The following is a 22187-nucleotide window of genomic DNA, read 5'->3' on the forward strand; positions in this document are numbered from 1 at the left end:
CCGACGCCGACCAAGCCATGTTTGGCGTTGTGCTCATGCTGTGAGCGGCGGCGCGAACACCGTCTATTTCTGGCGGTTACAAAATCACCTGTCGTAAAAGCCGATGACCGGCCCCGCCAGGGGCCGATCATCAGGCCCGGTCAGCTTGCAGGTTCGTCGGCCAGGCGGTCTTTCATGCGGTAGGATTTGCCCTCGATGACGACGGTCTGGGCCCGGTGCAGTAGGCGGTCCAGGATCGCCGCGGTGATGCCAGCGTCGTTGTTAAAGATCCCTGCCCAGTGTTTGTAGGCCTTGTTGGTGGTGACGATCAGCGAGCCGCGTTCGTAGCGTTGGCTGACGATCTGGAAGAGCAGGTCGGCCCCCGACTTGTCGAGCGGCAGGTAGCCGACCTCATCGAGCACGAGCACCGCAGGGGTCATGTAACGCTTCAACTCGGCTTGCAACCGGTGCAGGGACTGGGCGGTGACCAGGGCGTTGATCGCGTCCACCGCCGTCGTAAACAGCACCGTGTAACCCGCCTGGCAGGCCGCGTAGCCCAACGCGCTCGCGAGATGTGTCTTCCCAAGCCCCACACCACCGCAAAACACCGCGTTGGTGCGCTCCTTGACAAAGCCCAGTTCGAAGAGGTGCCGCACCTGCGCTTCGTTCAACTCCTTGGGCCAGTCCCACTGGAACTGGTCGACGGTTTTCTTGACCGGGAAGCGCGCCGCCTGGATACGCCGCTCCAGCGCCCGGATCTGGCGGTCCTGGGTCTCGGCCTGCACCAGTCGGCGTAAAAATTCGGCGTGCGAACAGCGCGCCTTGGCCGCCTCGGCCGTCAGTTCGCCGTGGTGACGCAACAGGTAACCGAGTTTCAGATACTTGAGCTGGTCTTTTAATAAATCGGGTTTTTCGGGTTCTGTTTTCATTGGGTATAGGGGCTTAAATCCGGGGGACGCAGTTCGAGTTCCAGTGCGGCCAACGCGTCGGCGCGGGTGAGGTGGATCGGCCCGGCTTGCGGCAAGGCCCGCGCGCGTTGTTCGAGCAAGTTGAGGATGTAATCGCTGGAGTAGGCGCCGAGTTCATGGGCGCTTTCGATCGCCCGGCCGACTGCCTCCGTTCCATACAGGGCCACCAAACCCACGATAGTCGCCAGGTGGTGTCCCGCGTTGAGCCGGCGCTCCTCCAGCCCCCGTTGGTAGGCGGGTGCCGCCGGGCTCAGTTCCAAAAACCGTAGCCGCAGGCGCTGCCGCGCCCCCTGCCGTTTGCGCTCCTCGAGTTCGCGCACATGCTCGGGGTTTTCCACATCGGCGCGGCGGGCAAAACTGCGGGCATGCTCGGCCACCAGGGTGCGGTCCGCATAAAACCTCACCTGCGCCCCCTCGATCTGCGCGGTGAGTAGCGCCCCGGCAAACTTCGTGGGCACCGAGTAGCGGTTCGTTTCGATACTCACCCGGCACCGCCGCGACGCCCGCACGCTTAAGGTGCGCACCGCCGGACTGGCCACCGGGTTAAGCGGCAGGAGCGCAGCGCGCTCCTCGGGCAGCCGGTCCACCGGCCGGCCCTGGGTTTCAGCGTGCACGCGCACGTTGGCCACCGTTTCCAGCCACAAGCTGGCGGCCGGCCCCAGCTCGGTAAACCCATTCATCTGCCTCCCGCCAAGGAAGCTTTTTTTCACGTAACCCACCGCGTTTTCCACCATGCCCTTGGACTGCGGATGCCCCGGCCCGCACGCTTTTATCGTAAACCCGTAGTGCCGGGCAAAGTCCAGGTACTGGGCGTTGTACACCGGGTCGGTCCCGGGCACATGCGAGAGGACGGCCGTCTTGCAGTTATCGACCATCACCTCGCGCGGCACCCCGCCGAGTTTTTCAAAGGCGCGCCGGTGACAGCCCAGCCACCACTCCTGGCCCTGCCCGAGGGTAAATTCCACATGCAGGAACCGGCTGTAGCCCAAAACCATGACGAAAAAACTTAAAGCCCGCCGGGTGCCGTCCACCTCCACCGAGCCAAAGCTGCCCCAGTCCACCTGCGCGGTCTGGCCGGGGGCAAACTTGAGGGTAAGAAACGCCTCCAGGTTCCTCGGCCGCACCCGCCGCACGTAGTCTTTCAAAATTGAATACCCGCCCGTGTACCCCCGCTCGCGCACCTTTTGCCAGAGCTGCATGGCGGTGAACGGATGGGCCTCCAGCCACCGCGCGATCGCCGGCTTGTGCACGTCGAGCTTGCTTGGCCTAGGCACCTGCGCGGCCTGGCTGCGCGCGTACTTTTCCTGCGCCTGCCAGCGCCTCACCGTCTGCACGTGCAACTGGAGCGAGCGGGTGATTTGCGGCGCACTGTGACCGGCAGCCTCCGCCTGTTTTATCCGGCAATACAGTTCGTAATTGATCACGCCCCCACCTCCCGGCTCGGCGACGGCGTTACCGCCAGCGTGTGCGATGGCCTGCCCCGGTCCAAGGAAAGCACCTGGTAAAGTGGCGCGGCGTAGGCGATCACCCCGGCCTCGATTAACTGCCGACGCGCCTCGACCAGGCCGTCCTCGCTGAGCGTGAGCAGCCGGGCCAGGGTGCGCGTGGCGTAGTAACTCAGCCCGTCGGCGTCACCCACGGTTACCAGGACCAGATAAAGTCCCCAGGCGGGGGCACTGGCCCGCCCCAGGTAATTGCCCCGCACCAGCCGGTGGTCCAGCCAGCTAAACTGGGCCGGCGTGCGCCGGAGTTGTTCGCGATCGATCGGTTGTTTTTGCATAATCGGGCGGCTGGACGTCGATGCCCAGGATCACCCGCCCCCGGGATTGCAGGTGTCGCAGCATGGGTTCGAGGTCCTCTTGTAACGTCACTCCGGCGAACTGCGCGATAAGCCCCACGAGCACAGGGTTTTGCGACTCCCAGCTGTCTTGTAACGCCGCGCAGGGATTCGGTAACGCCACCTCGGCGACCGGCTCGGCTTTAGGCTGGTGCACAACGGATTGCGTAGTTGGGATGTCTTGTAACGCCACCCGCCGTCGCGGCCCCCTCCGCCTTGAGTACCCCGGATTGGCCTTCCGCCACTCCTGCACCCGTTGGACATTTTCTGGGCCTTTCCAGTGGTCGAGGTTCTCCGGCTTCGCCAACCATTTGGCCTGACTGGCCGCCCGGCTCGCCCGTCGGCATCCCGGCTTCCCGCAGTAGCGCTGACGCTCGCGGTTATGCGCGTCGGGCAGAAAGAAATCGGCACAGTGCAAACACTTGCGTGAACCGGTTGGATGCATCGCTGTGCATCCGCCAAGCGTCCCGCCGGTTCAATCTCCACCCATTCGCACCCCTCATATCCCCAGCCGGACAGGGAAGAAAACCCACCCACGGAAGAAGAGTATTACTCTTTTTAAGGGGAAGAAGATCCACCGAAGAAGAAGTGCATTCCTAACCGCCAGAAATAGACGCTTTCCCGCTCGCCGCTCACACTCATGCTGCTGCTCCTGGCGGCCTGGTACACCGACAGCATCGGCATCTACGCGGTGTTCGGCGCCTTTGTGCTGGGGGCCGCCGTTCCGCGCGGGCCCTTCGCCGACCGGATGAGCGCTAAAATCGAGCCGCTCACCGTGCAACTTCTGCTGCCGTTGTTCTTCATTTATTCGGGACTCAACACCCGCTTCGACCTTTTGACCGATCCCAGCCAATGGCTAATCGCGGCTGTCATCCTTATTGCCGCCGTGCTCGGTAAAGCCGGGGCCTGTTACCTGGCCGCGCGCCTGTGCGGCGAAAACCACCAGGAGGCCCTCGGCGTGGGTTCACTCATGAACGCTCGCGGACTCATGGAGTTAATCATCCTCAACATCGGGTTGGAACGCGGCCTGATCACCCCGGCGCTTTTTTCGATCATGGTCTTCATGGCGGTGGCCACCACGCTCATGGCCACCCCGATGTTTAACCGGTTCTACCAAAAGGCGGCCGCCTAAGCTGGGTCCAACCTCCGCCCCGCCCCCACTCATTCTCGTTCCTCTTTATCTTAATCTTTCTCCCTCCGATTCCGATCCCCAGACCCCTGACGAACGAGTAAGAGAACGAGAACGAGCCGAATTTCGCAAACCACTGTCCCGCCGTTCCGCATCTTTCTCGTTCTCCTACTCCTACTCCTACTCGTTCCGTTACCGCTGCCGCTTCTTCCAGCAGCCCTCCGATCTTCACGGCCACCACTCACAAAAAAACCGCCCCGTTGCGGGAGCGGCTTTTTAAAAAGCGGGACGCGGCGACGCGTTACTTGATTTCCTTGTGGAGGGTGTGGCGCTTGAGGAAGGGGTTGTACTTCTTCTTCTCGATGCGCTCGGTGACGGTCTTCTTGTTACGCTTGGTCAGGTAACGGGAGACGGGTTTACCCTCTTTACGGGCTTCGGTGCATTCCAGGGTGACGGTTTCTTGGGCCATGATGTTTAAAAGTTAAAGGGTCAGAGCAAAGGCCCGTGCCCAGTCCGTGCAACCTCAAAATCACCCTTATTCGCCTTCGCCTGAAAATAACCGCAGAATCCGGCCGTGCGACCTCCGCAAAACGTCATCGCCCGCCGCGCGCCGCCTCCGCCAATTCCACCGTGCGCTGGTACTGGTTGCGGAATTTTTGGGCCAACTCCTTAGCCAAAAGTAGTTCGTCCACCTTGTTCGATGCTCTCAACGCGCCGCGGATCCGCCCCTGCGTCGCCGCGTAATCCACCGCCGTCAGCTCCTGAAAAACCGCCAGCGCCTCCACCGGCATCCCCGCGGCGATCAGCGCCTGCCACGCCTGTTTTAGCTCCGGCTGGGTGTCCAAACACATCACGCGGATAACAAAAGCCATTTCCCGAAACAGCCGTCCGGTGCGTTCCGCGTGGTAAATCAGCCGGTCCTGGGGCCCATAGGGATTCTCGTCTGGGTCGCTGCGCAGCGCCGCGATTCCGGGCTGAGTATAAAAATCGCGCCGCACCGGCAGGCGTCGGAGCGCGAAATACGCCGGCCCGTCCGCCTCGCCCGGCTTCAGGTTCCAGAGTTTCTGCCCCTCCAGCGAAAGCGAAAACTCGATGAACGCCTCCGCTACCACGCGGTGCGGAGCCCCGCGCAGCAGACCCACCGGATCGACCGAGGCCACCGCCCCGCCCTCCGGCGACACATAACTCACACGGTCATCAGCCCCGCGCCGCCACACCGCCTCCTGTTGCTGGCGCCCAAAAAAATCGATGCCCATGCCCACCGCACAATCCCCCGCCGCCACGTCGATCGGCACCTTCTGCGCGGAGTCGGTAAAGTAACGCGCGTTGGCGCCGATCTGCTGAATCAATTTCAAGCCCTCGTTCCACCCGGCCGCCACCGCCTCTTGCTCGGCCGAGCGCCGCGTCGCTTCGTCCACCGCGCCCAGCGCCGCCAAGCGCTTCGCGACCACCCGCTGCATCTGCTGCTGAATGACATTTTCAAACGCCTTGGCCATCGAACCGCTCTTGGTTGGATCGGCCAGCGCCACTTCGCCAAAAAACCGTGGATCCCCCAAGTCGGCCCAAACGCGCGGCGGCGCGGTTACGCCCAGACGGCGCAGCGCGTCGCGGTTGGCGATGATACCAAAGGAGCTCAGCACCGTGCCCACCCAGCGCCCCTCGCGGTCCCAAAACGCCTCACCGGCAAAGGACGGCGGAATGACCGCCTCGGTGAACCACTCGGGGTGTTTTTTAAAAACCTCGCTGGCCACCAAGCGCCCCGCCTGCGCCTGGCGGATAAAATCGTAACTTCCTCCGCCAAAAAACAAGTCGATGCCGCAGCCGACGTTGGACGCGAGAAACGCCGCCCGCGCTTCTTTTGCGAGGGCGGGCGCATCGTTCGCCAGCGCGCCGTTGGCGAAGGCGTTAAGCACCGCGTTGCTCCACGGGCGGCCCAGCGTGTTGACCCAGTGGTTTTGAAACGCCGCAGTGTATTCACCTTCCAAATAGCGGGCGATCTCACTGGTGCCGCCAATCAAGCGCCAATCGATCGCGACCGCACGACCGGTGCGCGCCTGATACCAGCGGGCAAAGGCCAGGCCGAATTCTTGGCGGATCGCCTCGTTATGCGGCGTGATGATGACGAGAGTTTCCTCGACGTGGCCGGTAGTCTGGCCGCTGGGGCGCAGCGCAAACGGCAGCACCAGGGTGGCCAGCAGGGTTAAAACGATGATCGCCTGCTTGAACATGCTCACACTTCTGCGCGTTCAGGCTGCAGACTCCAGCATCCCTGAGCTCACGCTCAGAGCCGCACTCGGAGTGTTAACGCGTTTCAGGGCAACAGGGCGGGGAGGGCCCTTCCCCGTGGCCTTGAGCGTGAGCTCAAGGTGTTTCCTCCAGAGATATCCGCCCCGTCCTCGAACTGATTTCGTTATACTCATCGTGAAAGACTTCTGCGCGTTCAGGCTGCAGACTCCAGCATCCCTGAGCTCACGCTCAGAGCCACACTCGGAGTGTTAACACGTTTCAGGGCAACAGGGCGGGGAGGGCCCTTCCCCATGGCCTTGAGCGTGAGCTCAAGGTGTTTCCTCCAGAGATATCCGCCCCGCCCTCGAACTGATTTCGTTATACTCATCGTGAACGCAAATTGGACTCACTCGGCCAACACCACCACGTCGTCCGGCTCGACACTCGCCCACAGCTCCGAGGCGCCGGCCGCGTCGACAAAGCGGGGGTTCAACTCGTAGACCTTCAACAATGCGCCGGCGGCGATAAATTCGTACTGCGCCACCTCGCCGAGGTACACCGCAGCGCCAATACGGCCCCGCACCGAATTGACCGGGCGTGCCTCGCGGCCCAGCGACCAACACTCGGGGCGGATCGACAGCGTCACCGCCGTGCCTGCGGGCGGATTAAACCCAGGCGCGCCGACCACACCCAGGAAACGGCCCAGTGCGGTTTCCACCGCGAGGTAAGCGCCTTCCGGCCCCAGCACCCGCCCGGCAATAAAATCGGTCTCACCAATAAAATGCGCCACCGCTTTACAGACCGGGCGGCGGTAAACTTCACGCGGAGCCCCCACCTGGAGGATTTTGCCGCCGTCGAGGATGGCCATGCGATCGGCGATGGAGAGCGCCTCCTTCTGGTCGTGGGTCACGTACACGGTGGTCAGTTTAAACTCCTTACACACGCGGCGGATTTCCGCACGCATCTCCAAGCGCAGTTTGGCGTCGAGATTGGACAGCGGCTCATCAAGCAGCAGGCAGCGTGGGCGCACGACCAAGGCGCGGGCAAGGGCCACGCGTTGTTGTTGCCCACCGGAAAGCTGGTTGGGTTTGCGCTCGGCGTAGGCCTCCATGCGCACCGACGCCAGAGCCTCGGCGACCCGGCGCTTGATCTCGGGTTTGGGCACCTTGCGCTCCTCCAGCCCGAAGGCGACGTTCTCGGCCAGGGTCATGTGCGGCCAGAGCGCGTAGCTCTGAAACATCATGCCGGTGTTGCGCTTGTGGGGGGCCAGACGAGTCACGTCCTCCGCGCCGAACTGAATGGAGCCCTCCTCGGGAAAATAAAACCCGGCCAAGCTGCGCAACAACGTGGTTTTGCCGCACCCGCTCGGGCCGAGCAGGAAAAACAGCTCCCCCGGTTCGATCACCAGATCGAGGTTGCGCAGGGCCACGGTGGAGCCGAAGCGCTTGGTGAGGTTTTGGATGCGAATCGAAATCATTCGGGAAAACCGAGGAGGGCGGCCGCCCAGAAAGCTTTCGGCGGTGGCTTAAGTCAAAAGAATAGGCCCCCGGCTGAATTGTTACAGTTACGAGAGACGACCAAGAAGCTGTTGCGCTCGACCGAAGCGAAGGGCAAGTTCGCCGACTCTTTCCCCATGACCAAGGCCAAAAAATCACCGCTGCACGCTGATCTGGAAACCGTTTTGGTATCCGCTACGGACATCAAAAAGCGGGTCAAAACCTTGGGCGCGGAGATCGCCGCTGCCTACGGCGACGAGGAGATCACGGTGGTCTCCATCATCAACGGCGCCATTTTCTTCACGGCCGATCTGCTGCGCGAAATCCCCAATCCCGTCCGCCTGGACTGCATCCGCATCTCCAGCTACCGCAACGACACCAAATCCGTCGGCCAGCCCAAGCTCCTGCAAAGCCTCACCCTCGACATCAGCAACCGCCACGTGCTGCTCATCGACGATATTCTGGACACCGGCAAGACCTTCTCGGCCGTGGCCAACATGTTAAAAAAGCTCAACCCGGCCAGCCTCCACACCTGCGCTTTGTTGAACAAACGCGGCCGCCGCGAGGTCGCGTTTGAGGCCGACTTCGTGGGATTCCAAATCCCCGACAAATTCGTGGTCGGCTACGGCCTGGATTTCGCCGAGCGCTACCGCAACCTGCCGTGCATCGGCGTGCTCCGTCCCAACCTGCAAAACCCGCCCGAGTGGGCTTGAGGCAGGGCTTCACGGCCAATGTCGGCGGCACCGCGCGCGGTCGGCAAAACCTGCGCAGTCTAGGGCAAGCCCTGCGCAGTCGGAATCGGCGCAGGCAGGTTAAGGTAGGCTTACCGCATCAATTCGATGCGCTCATCGTAACCCTGACCACATGCAAAACCTCCGCTTCGCCACCATCGCCGCACTTCTGTCCGTCGGCGCTTCACTGACTGGATTCAGCCAAAGCGCCCCGGCCGTCGCTCCGGTCTCCTGCTGCCCCGCCACCAGTCCCTGGTCGGTCCGTTTGGCCGCCACCTACATGAAAACCGTCGATAAGTCCGACCTGGACATCGACGTGGAAGACATCGTTCTGCCCGAATTCGACATCACCTACGCCTTCAATGCGCACTGGTCGGCCGAACTCGTCCTGACGGTCCCGCAAGAGCACACCGTCAAACTCAGCGGCAACAAGATCGGCACCTTCCGCCATTTGCCCCCCACCCTGCTCGCCAAGTACACCTTTAACCCCGCCGACAAACTCAGCTTCTACGTCGCCGCCGGTGTTAACTTCACCCTGATCTTCGACGACAGCCTCTCGACCTCCGGCACCGCCATCAAACTCGAAGATTACAGCTTCGGCCCGGCCGGCCAGATCGGCGCCGACTACAAGGTCAACGAACGCTGGACGCTCAACGCCGACGTCAAACGCGTCATGATCCGCACCGATGTGATGACCAGCAGCGCCACCCTGACCGAGCTCCAGCTCGATCCGTGGCTGTTCTCGCTGGGTGCCCGCTACAGCTTCTAATACGCCAACGCGCTTCATATGAACGCTGCACCTTGAGCTCACGCTCAAGGCCACATCCACGCTCAAGGCCACGTCCATCCCAATGCCACGTCCATCCCAAGGCCACGTCCCAACACACGGCCCCACCCGACCGCCACACTCCCCGTGGCCTTGAGCGTGAGCTCAAGGTCTTCACCATCGCCCCGCAGTCCGCCCCGGACGCGGGGCTTTTTTGTGGGTAAAACTTCAGTTGTACTTACGACCCACGCGCTCGTTGCGCCCCCCCCCCCCCGCCACAGCGCACCTCCCACACCTACCGCCGCCGTTTCGCTTTCGGGTACGCCCGGCCCTTGCTCGCCGTCTGCGCCGCCTTGCGATAATCGCCCGATTTCAACGCCTCGATCTGGTCGCGCAGCAACGCCGCTCGCTCAAACTCCAAGCGCCCCGCCGCCGCCGTCATGTCCTCCTCCAACTCGGCGATGACCGCCTTCACGTCCTCCTCGCCACCCTCGGCGGCGAGCGCCGCATCCTCGGTCTTCCCGCTGCCGTCGTAGACGTGCAAACTCGACTGCGCGGTGCGCTTGGTGCTGCGCGGGGTGATCCCGTGCTCCAGGTTGTAGGCGATCTGTTTGGCGCGCCGCGCCGAGGTGATTTCCTGCGTGCGGCGAATCGATTCGGTGATCTTGTCAGCGTAAAAAATCACCCGGCCGTTTTCGTGGCGGGCCGCGCGGCCGGCGGTCTGAATGAGCGAGGTTTCGCTGCGCAAAAACCCCTCTTTGTCGGCGTCGAGAATCGCCACCAGCGCCACCTCGGGCAGGTCGAGCCCTTCGCGCAATAAATTGATGCCCACCAAGACGTCGAAGTTGCCCAGGCGCAGGTTGCGCAAAATCTCCACCCGCTCGATCGCGTCGATGTCACTGTGCAGGTATTCCACGCGGATCTTCGCCTCGCGCATGAAACTGGTGATGTCTTCCGACAACCGTTTGGTCAGCGTAGTCACCAGCACGCGCTCGCCCTTTTCCACCGCCCGGTTGATCTCGCCGATGAGGTGCTCGACCTGGCCCTTGGTTGAATGAATCACGATCTCCGGGTCGAGCAGCCCGGTCGGGCGGATCACCTGCTCGGCGATCACGGCGGATTTCTCCAACTCGTAGGGCGCTGGCGTGGCCGAAACGAACAGCGTCTGGCCGGTGATCGACAAAAATTCCGCAAAGGTCTGCGGGCGGTTGTCCAACGCCGAGGGCAGGCGAAAACCGAAGTTAACCAGGTTCATTTTTCGCGCCTTGTCGCCATTGGACATGCCGCCGATCTGCGGGATGGAAACATGGCTCTCGTCGATCATCAGCAGCGCGTCCTTGGGGAAAAAGTCCACCAGGCACACCGGGCGCTCGCCGGGTTTGCGGCCGGCGATGACGCTGGAGTAGTTCTCGATGCCGTTGCAGAAGCCCATTTCCTGCAGCATCTCCAAATCGTAGTTCGTGCGCATGCGGATGCGCTGGGCTTCGAGCAGCTGGCCGTTTTTCTCAAACACCGCCACGCGCTCATCCAGCTCCGTCTTAATCGCCTGAATGGCACCGGCGAGCTTGTCCTTGCTGGCGACGTACTGGGTGGCCGGGTACAGGTCGAACTGGTCGAGGGCGCGCGTAACCGTGCCGGTGGTCGGATCGAACTCGCTCAACGCCTCGATCTCCTCGCCCCAAAATTCCACACGCAAACCGAGTTCAAGGTAGGCCGGCATGATGTCGACGACGTCGCCGCGCACCCGGAACGAGCCGCGCTTGAGCTCGTAGTCGTTGCGCTCGTAGAGCACGTCCACGAGCTTTTGTAGCAGCACGTTGCGGCCAAGCGCCTCGCCCTTGCGCAACGCGATGCGCATCGACTGAAAATCTTCGGGCGAACCCAAGCCGTAGATACACGACACCGAGGCGACCACGATCACGTCGCGGCGCGAGACGAGCGAACTCGCCGTGGCGATACGCATGCGTTCGATTTCTTCGTTAATCGACGAGTCCTTTTCGATGTAGGTGTCGCTGGAGGCGACGTAGGCCTCGGGCTGGTAGTAATCGTAATAACTGACGAAGTATTCGACGGCGTTCTCGGGAAAGAAATTTTTGAACTCCGAGTAAAGTTGGGCGGCGAGGGTCTTGTTGTGTGAGATGATCAACACCGGCCGGTCGCACTGGGCGATGACGTTGGCCATGGTGAAGGTTTTCCCCGAGCCGGTGACCCCGAGCAGCGTCTGGTAACGGTTACCCGCCTGGATCGACGCCATGAGCTGCGCGATCGCCTGCGGTTGATCCCCCATGGGCTTGTAGTCGGCGTGAAGTTTAAACAGCGAAGACATGGCTCGATCCGGCAAAAATCCACCATGGCCCGAGTCGGGCCCGCGATGCAATCGCAACCCCGCCTACAACCCAAAGAGTTTAAGCAGCTTCACCGCCGGCCCTTCGTTACCGCGCATCCGCTGGCGCGCCTGACCGCCGGACTCACTGGCTAAAAACACCCCCGTGCCACTGATCTCCACTTCATAGAGCGGGCGACGCTCGGTGTAATAACGCCAAAAGCTCACGCAGCGCACCGGCTTGAGCGCGAGCTGCGGGCTGAAGCCCACCACACCCGCCTGCGCCACCCAGCGCGAAGGCTGTTCTCCGGTCTCATCGGCCGCCCGCATCACCTCGACGCTCACTGCGCTCACGCACGAAACAATCAAGCGGCACGGGCCAAAGAACTCCCAATAACCAAAGCGGCCCGACACCCACGACTGCCAATGAAACAGGCGCAAGTGGCGGCGGATCGCCACGGATTTACCGCCCGAGGTGATCACTCCAACGAGGAAACCCGCGCGCAAAATAAACGAGCCGCCCTCCGGCACCGAGACGATCGAGAGATCGGCAAAGGGATCCGCGCTGCTAGCAAAGGTCACCCGCCGCTCGCCTGCGTTGCGTTCATTGCGCAGCTCCACCAAGCCGGTCAATCCAGAGGCCAGACACGAGAACGCGCGGCGCCAGTTTAACACCAGACACCGCCGGCGAGTGAGCCCCTCTTCGCTGGACTGCAGGAAGTGCGGCCGCACCCGCAGCACCTCGCCCGGCCACAGCTCATCGGCGACCGACAAGGCGCTCTCCTGCACCGCCGGCAGCACCACGTCGCCCTGCACCAGTTGAACGGCCCTACCGCGCGCAATCCACGGTGCCACCCCGTAAAACAGCGCCAAATCCACGAAAAAACGCCCGATCAAATAAGCGCCGACCACCGCCGCAACCAGCCAGCGCGCCTCCGCCCATGCCATACGCAGGTAATGAAAAACCGCCTGCTGCTCGGCCACTAGCGCCTGCTGATTTTGCTCCACAAGCGGGAGTCGCTCGCTCACCACCGCCAGCCGCGCCTCGGTTAACGCCAACTGCTTTTGCAACTCCACGACGCGTTTGGCCGCTTCGATCCTGATCGTAGCCAGTCGGGTGATTCGCTCCGCGTGGGCTTTCTGCTCGTCCGCATCACCCAAGACCCGATCAAGCAAACCGGGATCGAGCTGGTGCAGGGTTTTAACCGTCTTTTCGGCCTGCTGCTGGCGCGATTGTTGAGCCGTGAGCGCTGCACTGGTTTCGGTTTTGGCGTTGGTCAACTGGGCTAATTCCCCCTGCAAACGGGTTAATTCCAGTTCATTGGCGGCGACGAGCGTTTCACGTCTAACAGTGAAGCTGGCAGGCTCCTGCACGTACAGCCACAGGCTGTAGGCGGCCAGGGTTAACAGCCCGACCACCAGGGCCATAACCCACTTACGCAGCAGTTTCCCTAAAAAATTTTTAACCAAATTTGCCATGACGATGACTCGTTCAAACGGGTATTGCGGCGGATTTCAACGCCCATGCGTGCGCGCACTCAAATTCGCCCGCCCGCTTTAGCCTGCGTAGGTTTGTGCCGATTACCCCTAGAACCTCCGCCCCGCTCGCCAGCCCCCCTTCCCCGCCATGTCCAAAGCCATCGTTTCATCCCTCTACGACTCCGACGTATTTAAGATGGCCTGCCGCCAGTTCGACCTCGCCGCCGACGCCATCAATCTGCCCGAAATCATCCGCGATCGCACCAAGTATCCCCGGCGCTGCCTGGCCGTCGCCCTGCCGATCAAACGCGACAACGGCAGCGTCACCGTCTTCGAGGGCTACCGCGTCCAACACAACCTCACGACCGGCCCGGCCAAGGGCGGCATCCGTTTTCACCCCGACGTCACCCTAGGCGAGGTTGCCGCGCTCTCCATGTGGATGAGCTGGAAATGCTCGCTGGTGGGCCTGCCCTACGGCGGCGCCAAGGGCGGCGTGATCGTTGATCCCGCGCAGCTCTCAGAGCTCGAACTTGAGCGGCTTTCGCGCCGCTACATGCAGGAGATCGCCCCGTTCATCGGCCCGCATGTCGACGTGCCTGCACCCGATGTCGGCACCAACGAAAAAATCATAGGCTGGATGATGGACACCTACTCCAGCCACGTGGGCCACAACGAGCCCGCCGTCGTCACCGGCAAACCGATCGCCCTCGGTGGCTCGCACGGCCGCCGCGAAGCCACCGGCGTGGGCGTCGCCTACCTGATCAAACGCTACCTTGAGGACCTGCAAATCCCCCTCGTCGGCGCGACCGTCGCCATCCAGGGTTTTGGCAACGTCGGCAGCGAGACCGCACTCGCGCTGGCCAACTACGGGGCCAAAATCATCGCCATCTCCGACTACACCACCGGCATCTACAACGCCGCCGGTATCGACATCAAAAAAGCGCTCACCTTCCTGCAATGCCAGAAAGTCCTGCGCGACTTCGATGGCGGCGAACCCATCACCAACGAGCAGTTGCTCACCCTCGATTGCACGGTTCTGGTGCCGGCCGCTCTCGAACGCGTCATCACCCCTGAGATCGCGCAAAAACTGCGCTGCCGCGTGCTCGCCGAGGCGGCCAACGGGCCCACCACCTTCAGCGCCGACAAGATTTTAGAGCAGCGCGCCGACATCGAGGTGATTCCTGACGTGTTGTGCAACTCGGGCGGGGTGATCGTCTCCTATTTCGAGTGGCTGCAAAACCTCCAAAACTTTTATTGGGACCGCGAAGAAGTTTTCCAAAAACTCTTCGTCATCCTCGACCGGGCCAAAAGCTCGGTGGACTACCAAAAGCGCAAATTCAAATTCAGCCGCCGCCTCGCCGCGCTCACCCTCGGCATCCAACGCGTCGCCGATGCCAAACAAAGCCGCGGCCTGTTCCCCTGAGCTCAAACCACGCCCGTCAACGGCGTATCACCCTGCGCTCACGCGCAAGGCCACGATGATTTTAGTCAATCGGAGCGTGGCCTTGAGCGTGAGCTCAAGGTCTGGATGGAAACCTAACCGTGAATGCGAATGGGCATGCGACCAGACTTTGCCCAACGCCAAAGTTAACCCGACTGTCGCCCCCGCATATAACCAAAAAACATCACACATTCTGCGACTTGCAAAAGCAGCCCGCCGTGATTCGATCCGCGCGACTATTCAGCCCATGATTTTCAACCCAAGGGATATAACCGGACTCAAGCCCGTTTCACTCACAGTGGACGGGCTCACTCCGGCATTACCCCCCTCTGCCGCCCCGCGTCGCGGCCTGTGAAATTTCCAGCCATAAAAAAGTCCAAACAGCGCCCCGAAACCGCCGCTGCGCTCCGCCGCAGGGCTCAGCAGCAGTTGCCCACGCAGGGAAAGGACGTGGCAACCGCAGATCCTGCCACGCTCAACACGCAGCGACTGATCCACGAACTCCGGGTTCACCAAGTAGAACTGGAGCTGCAAAACGAGGAGCTCAAACGCAGTAAAGCCGAGGCCGAAACCTATCTCGAAAAACACACCTCGCTCTACGATTCCGCCCCGTTGGGTTATTTCACCCTGTCGGCCGAGGGTTTGATCAAACAGGCCAACATCACCGGTGCCGGACTCGTGGGTATCGAGCGCAGCAAACTGATCGGGCAACCCTTCCTGCGGCTGGTGAGCCCGGTGTTGCAACCGAGCTTTCAGGACTTTCTCCAGCAGGTGTTCGCTGGCCCGTCCCAGCGCTCGGCCGATTTTGAAATGATGACCGGCTCCATCGAGCAGCCGCCGCGTCAGGTCAACATCAAGGCCAAGCGCTTGCCTAATGGCCAAGACTGCCAAGTGGTGGTTGCGGACATCACCGAGCGCAAACGCGCGGAGACGGCCCTCGTCCACAGCAAGGCAGTGCTTTCCACCCTCATTGCGCAGGCGCCTTTGGGTATATTTGTGGTCGGTGCCACCTTTTGCCTCCAACAGATCAACCCGGCTGCGTTGCCCGTTTTCCGCGCGGCCCATCCGCTCATTGGCCGCGACTTCGCGGAAGTCTTGCACCTGGTCTGGTCGCGGGCCGAAGCGCACCCGATCATCGAAGCGGTGCTGGAACGCTTCCGCCACACGCTAAAAACCGGCGCCCCCTATCACTCGCCTGATTTGGCCCACCACCGCTGCTATGACCACCGCAAGCAGGTCTACGAGTGGCAAATCCAGCGTGTTACCCTACCCAGCGGCGACATGGGCGTGGTTTGTTTTTTCAACAATGTCACCGAACGCCTCCGCGCCCAACAGGCCATGCAGCGACTCGATTTGGTCACCGCCGCCAACAAGCAACTCAAGCAGGAGATCGTGCGGCGCAAAGCGGTCGAAAAGGCCCTGACCAGAAGCGAGCGCAAGACCCAAAAACACCTGGAGGATGCGCGCCTGCTTCAGGAAAAACTCCGCCAACTCTCCCACAAGATCATCCGCATGCAGGAGCTGCAGCGGAAGGAAATCAGCACCGAATTGCACGACGGCATCAGCCAGTTGCTCGTCGGCATCAACGTGCAACTGGCCACCTTCGCCAAAAAGGCCGCGATCGAACCCAAGAGTATTCCCGAGGGCCTCGCGCCGGTTTACAAATTGGTCACCAAGTCCGTGCACGTCCTGCACCACTTCGCCCGTGAACTGCGCCCGGCCATGCTCGACGAGCTCGGCCTGATCCCGGCCCTGCGCTCCTACCTCGAGGACTTCCCCAAGGAGAACGGACTGCGAATCGCATTCACGGCCGACTGCGATTTGACCGAATTGGACAGCGATCGGCGCACGGTACTCTACCGCGTTGCCCAAGAATCGCTGACCAACATCTCCCGCCATGCGCAGTCCAGCCAGGTGCGCATCGCCGTGGCCAAGGCGCGCGGCCAGGTCACGCTGGTGGTTGCCGATGACGGCATCTCCTTTGACGTCCAGAAAATCGCCTCCAAGGACTGGATTAACCGCCTCGGTTTGAGCAGCATGAGAGAACGCGTGGAGATGGTCGGCGGACGCTTCACGGTGACCTCCACCGCCGGAATCGGCACCACCATCCGCGCCGTGGTTCCGCTGCGCTAAGCGCGTTAAAAAAACACTAGCCGGCAGATCACGGCAGCTAACAACATGGAATGCAGCTTTTTAACGTAACGATCGCCATATCCTCGCAAAGATCGAGACACCAAGCCCGGGGCTGCAATCCTCAACCCCCAAAGACGAGAGGTGGCCGCAAAGAGGCGCAAACGGCGCAAAAAACGGAGGGTCTTCAGATGAATTCCCCTTTGCGAATCCTGCGCTTTTTTGCGGCTAAATCATCCGTTATTATCCCTGAAGGTACGGCAATGGAGGGGGGCTTTTTTTGTGTCATTTGGTGTTTTTTGTGGCCAATGGATTAGGGTGCTAGCCCCCCTATAACTCTCAGGCCCACTGCCGCTCCATGCCCAAGCCCATCCACCTCATCGTCGCCTGCGCCGAGAACCGCGTCATCGGGCGCAACGGCGGCCTGCCCTGGGCGATTCCCGAGGACACCCGCTTTTTTCAGGAAAAAACCCGCGGCCAGACCGTCATCATGGGTGCGCGCTGTTTTGCCGAGTGGCCCAGTTGTGTGCACACGCGTGATGTCGTTGTACTCAGCCATGAACCCCAGTCGCTGCCGCCCTTGGTTCACGGTGCCACCAGCCTCGCCGAGGCCATCGCGCGGGCCCAATCCCTTCGCGGCGAAATTTTCCTGTGCGGCGGCCAACGCGTTTACGAGGAAGGCATGGCGCTTGGCGATTTCCTCCACCTCACGCTCGTCCATGCCCACATCGAAGGCGGCGACACGTTTTTTCCCGAGTGGCGCAGTCAATTCCCCCGTGAGCTCTCGCGCCGTGAAAGCCACGACGCGAACTGGCGCTACACCTTTCTGTGCCTCGGCAAGTAGACGCCGCCCGGTAAAGCCTGTGGCCTTGAGCGTGAGCTCAAGGATGCCGTAAACCTCAACTTGAACGCCTTCGCGCTTACCGGCGTGCGGCGTGGGCCTTGGCCACCTCGACGTATTTGGCGGAGAGCCGCCGGCCCGACTCGCGCTGCTCGGGAGCGAGCGCGCGCACCACCTTGGCCGGCGCGCCAAACACCAGCGATCCGGGTGGGCACGTGAACCCCTGCGGCACCAAGGAATTTGCCCCCACCAGACTGTCCGCACCAATGTGCGCCTTGTCCAAAATCGTCGCCCCCATGCCGATCAGGCAGCCGTCATCGATCGTGCAGCCGTGGATAATCGCCGCATGCCCCACGGTCACATGTTTGCCGATACGCACCCCGGCGTCGTCGGACAGGTGAACCACCACGTTATCCTGGATATTACTGCCCTCGCCCACCTCGATGGTGTTGATGTCACCGCGCAGTACCGCCCCGTAGAACACGCTGCTGTTTTTGCCCAGCCGCACATCGCCCACCACCGTGGCGGTCTTGGCGATAAATAGGGCTCCGCTCACGTCAGGAGCGGCACCAAGAAACTGGGCGAGTTGATCGTGGATAGTCATGTTGAAACCGATCGAGGTAGCCGAGTCTAAGCGCTCCGGCAAGCCATCCGGCACGCCGCACTAGTAGGCAGTAACATTTAAAGTGTAGGATTCCGAATCGGAGTTTTAACGCTAAGGCGCAAAGGGACGCAAAGTTCGCCAAGCAATTCAGGGCCTTACTTGGCGTACTTCGGGCCGATCTTAGCGTCTTTGCGTTAAAACTCTGCCGTATGCCCTCTGTGAACTTTTTTAACCCTGCGACAACTCGAAGGTTACTGCCGCACTAGGCGCCGCTTTCATGGGCGCCGCCCCGGCTCACTGATCGAAGCGGAAGATAAACTCCTCGGGTCGGGCGTAGCCCAGGCGCTGGCGAATCTTCATCTCCACATAAGCCGGGTCGGTGCGCAACCGATGTAACATGCGCTCCTGCTCACGCAAACGCTCCTCGGCCTCCAACAACCGCCGTTGGGTCGCCAGTTCGACTTGCCGCAACTGGTTGTACTCCTGCCGCGTCTGCCAAAAAAACATCGACGAGGCCGCCCCAAAACTCAGGAAGAGCACCAAGTAAAAAACGACGATGATCTGACGAATGGGCATGGCGAAAACGCAGCCATCACACAGAGCAGATGCCGGCCTTAGCGAAAGCTTTTTCCAAGCTATTTTCGCGATACTCGCGCCCGCCCCGCCGGCCGAAAAATTATTTCACGCCCACTCCGCTCTTTCAGCGTGCGTTCCACGACGGCCTCGGCTACTTCCATCCCCATGTATCAGAGTTACTACGGGCTGAACGAAATGCCGTTCAACATCACCCCCGACCCCAAGTTTCTCTACCTCAGCCCCACGCACCAGGAAGCCCTCCAGCACCTCAAGTACGGGGTGCACGAGCGTAAAGGCTTCATCGTGCTGATCGGCGAGGTCGGCTGCGGCAAAACCACCCTCTGCCGCCGCTTCCTCAACGAGCTCGATCCGGCCCGCTACGACACCGCTCTCATCCTCAACCCCCGCGTCACCGAGACGCAGATGCTCAAGGCGATCCTCACCGAGCTGGGAGAAACCAAACTCGGGCGCAGTCAAAACGACTTGGTTGCCCAAATGAATCGTGTGCTGCTGGAGCGCATCGCCCGCGGCCGCGACATCGTGCTCATCATCGACGAGGCCCAAAACCTCTCCTTCGAGGTGCTCGAGCAGATCCGCCTGCTCTCCAACCTGGAAACCGACCAGCAAAAGCTGCTCCAAATCGTGCTCATGGGCCAAACCGAGCTCAAAGCCGTCCTCGCCCGCGAAGAGCTCCGCCAGCTCCGCCAACGCATCCTCATTCACTACGAACTGAACCCGCTGACCCTCGGCGACGTGGAGCACTATGTGCAGCACCGCATCACCCTCGCCGGCGGCATGGGCCGGCCCGCCTTCACCCGCCGCGCGCTCAAATCCGTCCACCACCACAGTCGCGGCATTCCGCGCATCATCAACAACCTCTGCGACAAGGCCATCCTCGCCGCCTTCATCCGCGACTCCGACGAGGTCAACTGGTGGGACGTTCGCCGCGCCCAGAAAGACGTCCGCCGCCTCACGCAATGAGCCCCCATTGCGCAAGCCTGCTAGTGGGCGGTAAAACCCCAAGTTTCGCATCCCGAGCCCCCTTAAAATCAACGTCTAACATCGATCTTTTTAGCCGCGAAAGAACGCAAAGAGCGCATAGAAATACAGGGCTTGTTCTTTGCGTTCTCTGCGTTCTTTCGCGGCTAAACTGCATTGGTTTTATCCGACACTTTAAATATTAATGCCCATCCCGGCTCGTCACCGCGCACAAGTTAAGTTGCCTGCCCGCCCCGCCCCCGCCCAATCTGCCCCGCCACGCCACCTACCCCGCGCCCATCCCCAGCCATGAGCCTAATCAATGAAGCCCTAAAAAAGGCGCAAAACCAGCGCACGGTGGAATTGACTGCGGCCCCCTCGCCCGCGTCGCCCTCCGCCACCACCGGCGCCCAACCGCAGGTGCGCATCGCCAAGCGCCCGCCCCCCCTTTCCGCGCGCACCCTCATCGGCCTGATCGGCGGCGGCCTGTTCGGCCTTTTGGCCGTCGGAGTGGTGAGCTTTTTTTATTTTTCCGCCCCTGCAAATCCCCCCGCAACGCCGCCCGCAGCAGTCGTCGCCAAGCCCTCCGCTTCCGCGCCTGGGCCCGCGCCCGCGCCGGGAGTCAACTCCCCCCCTGCCGCACTCGCCACCGCCGCCCCGGGCGCAGGGCCGTCCCAAGCCGCACCGATCACACCGGTCGTACCCGCCGTAACGCCCCAGCCAATGGTTACCGTTACGCTGCCGCCCATCCCCGGCGCCGCCCCCACCGGCGTGGCCCCCGCGGCAAGCTTCACCCCTCCCCGCCCCACCCCACCACCGGCGCCCGCCGTCCCCACAACAAACCCCACAATCAGCGATTTCGTTGACGCCCTGCGCATCTCCGTGGTCCGCCTGACGCCCACCGATCCCAAGGTGGTGCTCAACGGCCAAGTTTTCCGCATCAACGACGTGGTGGATCGCGGCCTCAAGGTGCGCCTCCTCAAGATCGAGGCAGCCCGCCTCGTTTTCGGCGACGCCAACGGCTTCGAATACGTCAAAACCTACTAATCCTAAAAACGCCCGCCACCGTGTCGCTCCCCCGCTCCTTCCACCCGACCCACACACGACATCAAGCCGCCGCCCTGCGCTCGTTCCGCGGCGACATGCGCGCCAGCGCCGCCCTACACCCGCTGGAAAACGCCCTGATTATCATCGCGGGCAGCCTGCTCTGTTTTATGCCGTGGGCGCTCGGCACGATGCACGTCTGGAGCCAGTTCATCAGCCTGGGGCTGGCCGCCCTGGCCTTCGTCGTGGCGATGCCCAACCGCCATTACCGCGACGAACTCGCGCCCCAAGGCGACTTCAAGCTGATCATGTGGCCCAAGCTGGTGCGCTTCCCCCTCTTTTGGCTCGGGCTGATGCTGCTCGGCTACATCCTCATTCAGGCGCTCAACCCGGCGTGGACCTACATGCGCGACGGCACGTCCTGGTGGCTGCAACGCGTCGAACACATCGCTTGGCTGCCCGCCGGCATGGAGACCCCCTTCGAAGACATGAACCCGTGGCGCGTACTCCTCTTCTACGGCGCGGCGTGGTTGCTGACCTGTGCGCTATGGGTGGGCGTCACACGCCGGGCCGCCGTGCAGCGCCTCTTTACCATCATCATCGCCAACGGCGTTTTGCTGGCGATCATCGGCATCCTGCAACGGGTCACCCACGCCAAGTACGTCCTGTGGGGACTTAAAGACGTCAACACCGCGGGGAATTTCTTCGCCACCATCATCTACAAAAACCACGCCGGCGCCTATTTTAACCTGGTGCTGATGCTCGCCGTGGGCCTGTTGTATTGGCACTTTGCCCGCGCCGAACGCCGCCTTGAACGCGCCAGTCCCGCCCCGGTGTTTGCCTTTGGCTCCGTGGTGCTAGGCCTCGGGGTGCTGCTCAGCTTCTCGCGCGCCGGAACCCTGTTGATGCTCGCCTTCATGCTGATAGCCTTCATCGGCTTTGTCATTCGGTGCACGCTGACCGAAGGCGAAGGCCGCAGCCCCTGGGTAACCGCCCTACTCTGCCTCGGCTTTTCCCTATTTATCGGCCTCGGAGCGTATTTCCTCAACACCGACCAATCCTTCAACCGCCTGGGCAAACTCATCCAAGACGGTAAGACAGACAGCTCCGTGGCCACGCGAGTATTAGCGCGCACGGCGACCCTCGAAATGGCCAAGGATAATATAGTGACCGGCTGGGGCGCGGGCAGTTTCCGCCACTATTTCCCCGTTTATCAACGCCACTACCCGGACATCTATAATGTGTCTTGGAACTCCAAGCTAAAGATGCGCTGGGAATTTGCGCACAATGACTACGTACAAGTCCTGGCCGAACTCGGCCTGATTGGTGTTGCCCTACTCCTGGCGATGGTGGGAGCTGCGATACGACACCTACGCAAACAAAAAGCCCACCTACGCCCGCACCTCATGTTTATGATATTGGCGCTGGTGATTACCGCAGCGCACGCGTGGGTGGATTTCCAATTCCACAACCCGGCTATATTAGTACTCTGGTGCGCGTCCGCCGCCCTAATCGGCCGCTGGGCCGAGTTCGAAAACCAGCGAAACTAAAACGCGTGCCGTTAAGGCTTGTTAACCAAGAAACCCAGCCAACAAGCTCAAATAAACCAAACCAGTTAACCGCAAAAGTCGCGAAATCA

General features: G+C 61.7%; 19 protein-coding genes. 9 read left to right on the forward strand and 10 right to left on the reverse strand.

Annotated features, from left to right (window positions below; all coding sequences use genetic code 11):
• Positions 1-140: 140 nt before the first annotated feature.
• From H2170_03260 to H2170_03270, 3 genes are read right to left on the reverse strand one after another with little or no spacing between them, the layout of a single operon-like run.
• Positions 141-908 carry an ATP-binding protein gene (locus H2170_03260; GenBank protein ID MCS6299109.1) on the reverse strand — a complete coding sequence of 256 codons (768 nt, stop codon included), beginning with the start codon at positions 906-908 and terminating at the stop codon, positions 141-143.
• On the reverse strand, positions 905-2371 hold the full coding sequence (locus H2170_03265; protein ID MCS6299110.1) for an IS21 family transposase: 1467 nt from the start codon (positions 2369-2371) through the stop codon (positions 905-907). The genes H2170_03260 and H2170_03265 overlap by 4 nt, the downstream gene beginning before the upstream one ends.
• On the reverse strand, positions 2368-2727 hold the full coding sequence (locus tag H2170_03270; GenBank protein ID MCS6299111.1) for a hypothetical protein: 360 nt from the start codon (positions 2725-2727) through the stop codon (positions 2368-2370). Before H2170_03270 ends, H2170_03265 begins: the two co-directional genes overlap by 4 nt.
• A gap of 697 nt (positions 2728-3424) precedes the next feature.
• Between H2170_03270 and H2170_03275 the strand changes: the two genes are divergently transcribed.
• Positions 3425-3916 carry a cation:proton antiporter gene (locus H2170_03275; GenBank protein MCS6299112.1) on the forward strand — a complete coding sequence of 164 codons (492 nt, stop codon included), beginning with the start codon at positions 3425-3427 and terminating at the stop codon, positions 3914-3916.
• A 298-nt stretch (positions 3917-4214) separates the two neighbouring features.
• Here the strand turns inward: H2170_03275 and rpmG are convergent, their stop codons facing one another.
• From rpmG to H2170_03290, 3 genes are all read right to left on the reverse strand, one after another.
• Complete coding sequence (gene rpmG, locus H2170_03280) at positions 4215-4382, reverse strand: 50S ribosomal protein L33 (GenBank protein MCS6299113.1); 168 nt, start codon at positions 4380-4382, stop codon at positions 4215-4217.
• A 124-nt stretch (positions 4383-4506) separates the two neighbouring features.
• The gene (locus tag H2170_03285; GenBank protein ID MCS6299114.1) at positions 4507-6141 is read right to left on the reverse strand and encodes an extracellular solute-binding protein; all 1635 of its coding nucleotides are present in this window, start codon (positions 6139-6141) and stop codon (positions 4507-4509) included.
• Positions 6142-6545: 404 nt separating this feature from the next.
• Positions 6546-7616 (reverse strand): ABC transporter ATP-binding protein, encoded by a 1071-nt coding sequence (locus H2170_03290; protein ID MCS6299115.1) that lies wholly within the window; start codon positions 7614-7616, stop codon positions 6546-6548.
• 156 nt (positions 7617-7772) lie between these two features.
• On the opposite strand from H2170_03290, the gene hpt reads away from it, so the two are divergent.
• Together hpt and H2170_03300 are read left to right on the forward strand one after the other, a co-directional pair.
• On the forward strand, positions 7773-8348 hold the full coding sequence (gene hpt / locus H2170_03295; protein MCS6299116.1) for a hypoxanthine phosphoribosyltransferase: 576 nt from the start codon (positions 7773-7775) through the stop codon (positions 8346-8348).
• Positions 8349-8499: 151 nt separating this feature from the next.
• Positions 8500-9135, forward strand: coding sequence for an OmpW family protein (locus tag H2170_03300; GenBank protein MCS6299117.1), 636 nt, complete (start codon positions 8500-8502; stop codon positions 9133-9135).
• Between the two features lie 292 nt (positions 9136-9427).
• Here H2170_03300 and uvrB read toward each other — a convergent pair whose 3' ends face one another.
• Together uvrB and H2170_03310 are read right to left on the reverse strand one after the other, a co-directional pair.
• Positions 9428-11458 carry an excinuclease ABC subunit UvrB gene (gene uvrB / locus H2170_03305; GenBank protein ID MCS6299118.1) on the reverse strand — a complete coding sequence of 677 codons (2031 nt, stop codon included), beginning with the start codon at positions 11456-11458 and terminating at the stop codon, positions 9428-9430.
• 63 nt (positions 11459-11521) lie between these two features.
• Positions 11522-12934 carry a hypothetical protein gene (locus H2170_03310; GenBank protein ID MCS6299119.1) on the reverse strand — a complete coding sequence of 471 codons (1413 nt, stop codon included), beginning with the start codon at positions 12932-12934 and terminating at the stop codon, positions 11522-11524.
• Positions 12935-13082: 148 nt separating this feature from the next.
• Here H2170_03310 and H2170_03315 point away from each other — a divergent pair, with 148 nt between their 5' ends.
• The 3 genes from H2170_03315 (at position 13083) to H2170_03325 (ending at position 17349) form a co-directional block, all read left to right on the forward strand.
• Positions 13083-14357, forward strand: a complete 1275-nt coding sequence (locus H2170_03315) for a Glu/Leu/Phe/Val dehydrogenase (GenBank protein ID MCS6299120.1) — start codon at positions 13083-13085, stop codon at positions 14355-14357.
• Positions 14358-14726: 369 nt separating this feature from the next.
• Positions 14727-16508, forward strand: coding sequence for a PAS domain-containing protein (locus H2170_03320; GenBank protein MCS6299121.1), 1782 nt, complete (start codon positions 14727-14729; stop codon positions 16506-16508).
• A gap of 355 nt (positions 16509-16863) precedes the next feature.
• Positions 16864-17349: a dihydrofolate reductase gene (locus H2170_03325; GenBank protein MCS6299122.1), complete on the forward strand. Its 486-nt coding sequence runs from the start codon at positions 16864-16866 to the stop codon at positions 17347-17349.
• Between the two features lie 76 nt (positions 17350-17425).
• Here the strand turns inward: H2170_03325 and H2170_03330 are convergent, their stop codons facing one another.
• Together H2170_03330 and H2170_03335 are read right to left on the reverse strand one after the other, a co-directional pair.
• The gene (locus tag H2170_03330; GenBank protein MCS6299123.1) at positions 17426-17950 is read right to left on the reverse strand and encodes a gamma carbonic anhydrase family protein; all 525 of its coding nucleotides are present in this window, start codon (positions 17948-17950) and stop codon (positions 17426-17428) included.
• A 294-nt stretch (positions 17951-18244) separates the two neighbouring features.
• Positions 18245-18526, reverse strand: coding sequence for a septum formation initiator family protein (locus H2170_03335; protein ID MCS6299124.1), 282 nt, complete (start codon positions 18524-18526; stop codon positions 18245-18247).
• Between the two features lie 165 nt (positions 18527-18691).
• Here H2170_03335 and H2170_03340 point away from each other — a divergent pair, with 165 nt between their 5' ends.
• The 3 genes from H2170_03340 to H2170_03350 all read left to right on the forward strand — a co-directional run bounded on the left by H2170_03340 (position 18692) and on the right by H2170_03350 (position 22098).
• Complete coding sequence (locus tag H2170_03340) at positions 18692-19507, forward strand: AAA family ATPase (protein MCS6299125.1); 816 nt, start codon at positions 18692-18694, stop codon at positions 19505-19507.
• 306 nt (positions 19508-19813) lie between these two features.
• Entirely contained in the window at positions 19814-20551 is a 738-nt protein-coding gene (locus H2170_03345; GenBank protein MCS6299126.1) for a hypothetical protein, read from the forward strand.
• Between the two features lie 20 nt (positions 20552-20571).
• On the forward strand, positions 20572-22098 hold the full coding sequence (locus H2170_03350; protein ID MCS6299127.1) for an O-antigen ligase family protein: 1527 nt from the start codon (positions 20572-20574) through the stop codon (positions 22096-22098).
• The last annotated feature ends 89 nt before the right edge of the window (positions 22099-22187 follow it).

The organism is Opitutus sp., from assembly GCA_024998815.1.
Lineage (GTDB): Bacteria > Verrucomicrobiota > Verrucomicrobiia > Opitutales > Opitutaceae > Rariglobus.

Coding starts and splice junctions, on each gene's coding strand:
- H2170_03260 (MCS6299109.1), bottom strand. CDS start 908: ATGAAAACAGAACCCGAAAAACCCGATTTATTAAAAGACCAGCTCAAG.
- H2170_03270 (MCS6299111.1), bottom strand. CDS start 2,727: ATGCAAAAACAACCGATCGATCGCGAACAACTCCGGCGCACGCCGGCC.
- H2170_03275 (MCS6299112.1), top strand. CDS start 3,425: ATGCTGCTGCTCCTGGCGGCCTGGTACACCGACAGCATCGGCATCTAC.
- rpmG (MCS6299113.1), bottom strand. CDS start 4,382: ATGGCCCAAGAAACCGTCACCCTGGAATGCACCGAAGCCCGTAAAGAG.
- H2170_03285 (MCS6299114.1), bottom strand. CDS start 6,141: ATGTTCAAGCAGGCGATCATCGTTTTAACCCTGCTGGCCACCCTGGTG.
- H2170_03290 (MCS6299115.1), bottom strand. CDS start 7,616: ATGATTTCGATTCGCATCCAAAACCTCACCAAGCGCTTCGGCTCCACC.
- hpt (MCS6299116.1), top strand. CDS start 7,773: ATGACCAAGGCCAAAAAATCACCGCTGCACGCTGATCTGGAAACCGTT.
- H2170_03300 (MCS6299117.1), top strand. CDS start 8,500: ATGCAAAACCTCCGCTTCGCCACCATCGCCGCACTTCTGTCCGTCGGC.
- uvrB (MCS6299118.1), bottom strand. CDS start 11,458: ATGTCTTCGCTGTTTAAACTTCACGCCGACTACAAGCCCATGGGGGAT.
- H2170_03310 (MCS6299119.1), bottom strand. CDS start 12,934: ATGGCAAATTTGGTTAAAAATTTTTTAGGGAAACTGCTGCGTAAGTGG.
- H2170_03315 (MCS6299120.1), top strand. CDS start 13,083: ATGTCCAAAGCCATCGTTTCATCCCTCTACGACTCCGACGTATTTAAG.
- H2170_03325 (MCS6299122.1), top strand. CDS start 16,864: ATGCCCAAGCCCATCCACCTCATCGTCGCCTGCGCCGAGAACCGCGTC.
- H2170_03330 (MCS6299123.1), bottom strand. CDS start 17,950: ATGACTATCCACGATCAACTCGCCCAGTTTCTTGGTGCCGCTCCTGAC.
- H2170_03335 (MCS6299124.1), bottom strand. CDS start 18,526: ATGCCCATTCGTCAGATCATCGTCGTTTTTTACTTGGTGCTCTTCCTG.
- H2170_03340 (MCS6299125.1), top strand. CDS start 18,692: ATGTATCAGAGTTACTACGGGCTGAACGAAATGCCGTTCAACATCACC.
- H2170_03345 (MCS6299126.1), top strand. CDS start 19,814: ATGAGCCTAATCAATGAAGCCCTAAAAAAGGCGCAAAACCAGCGCACG.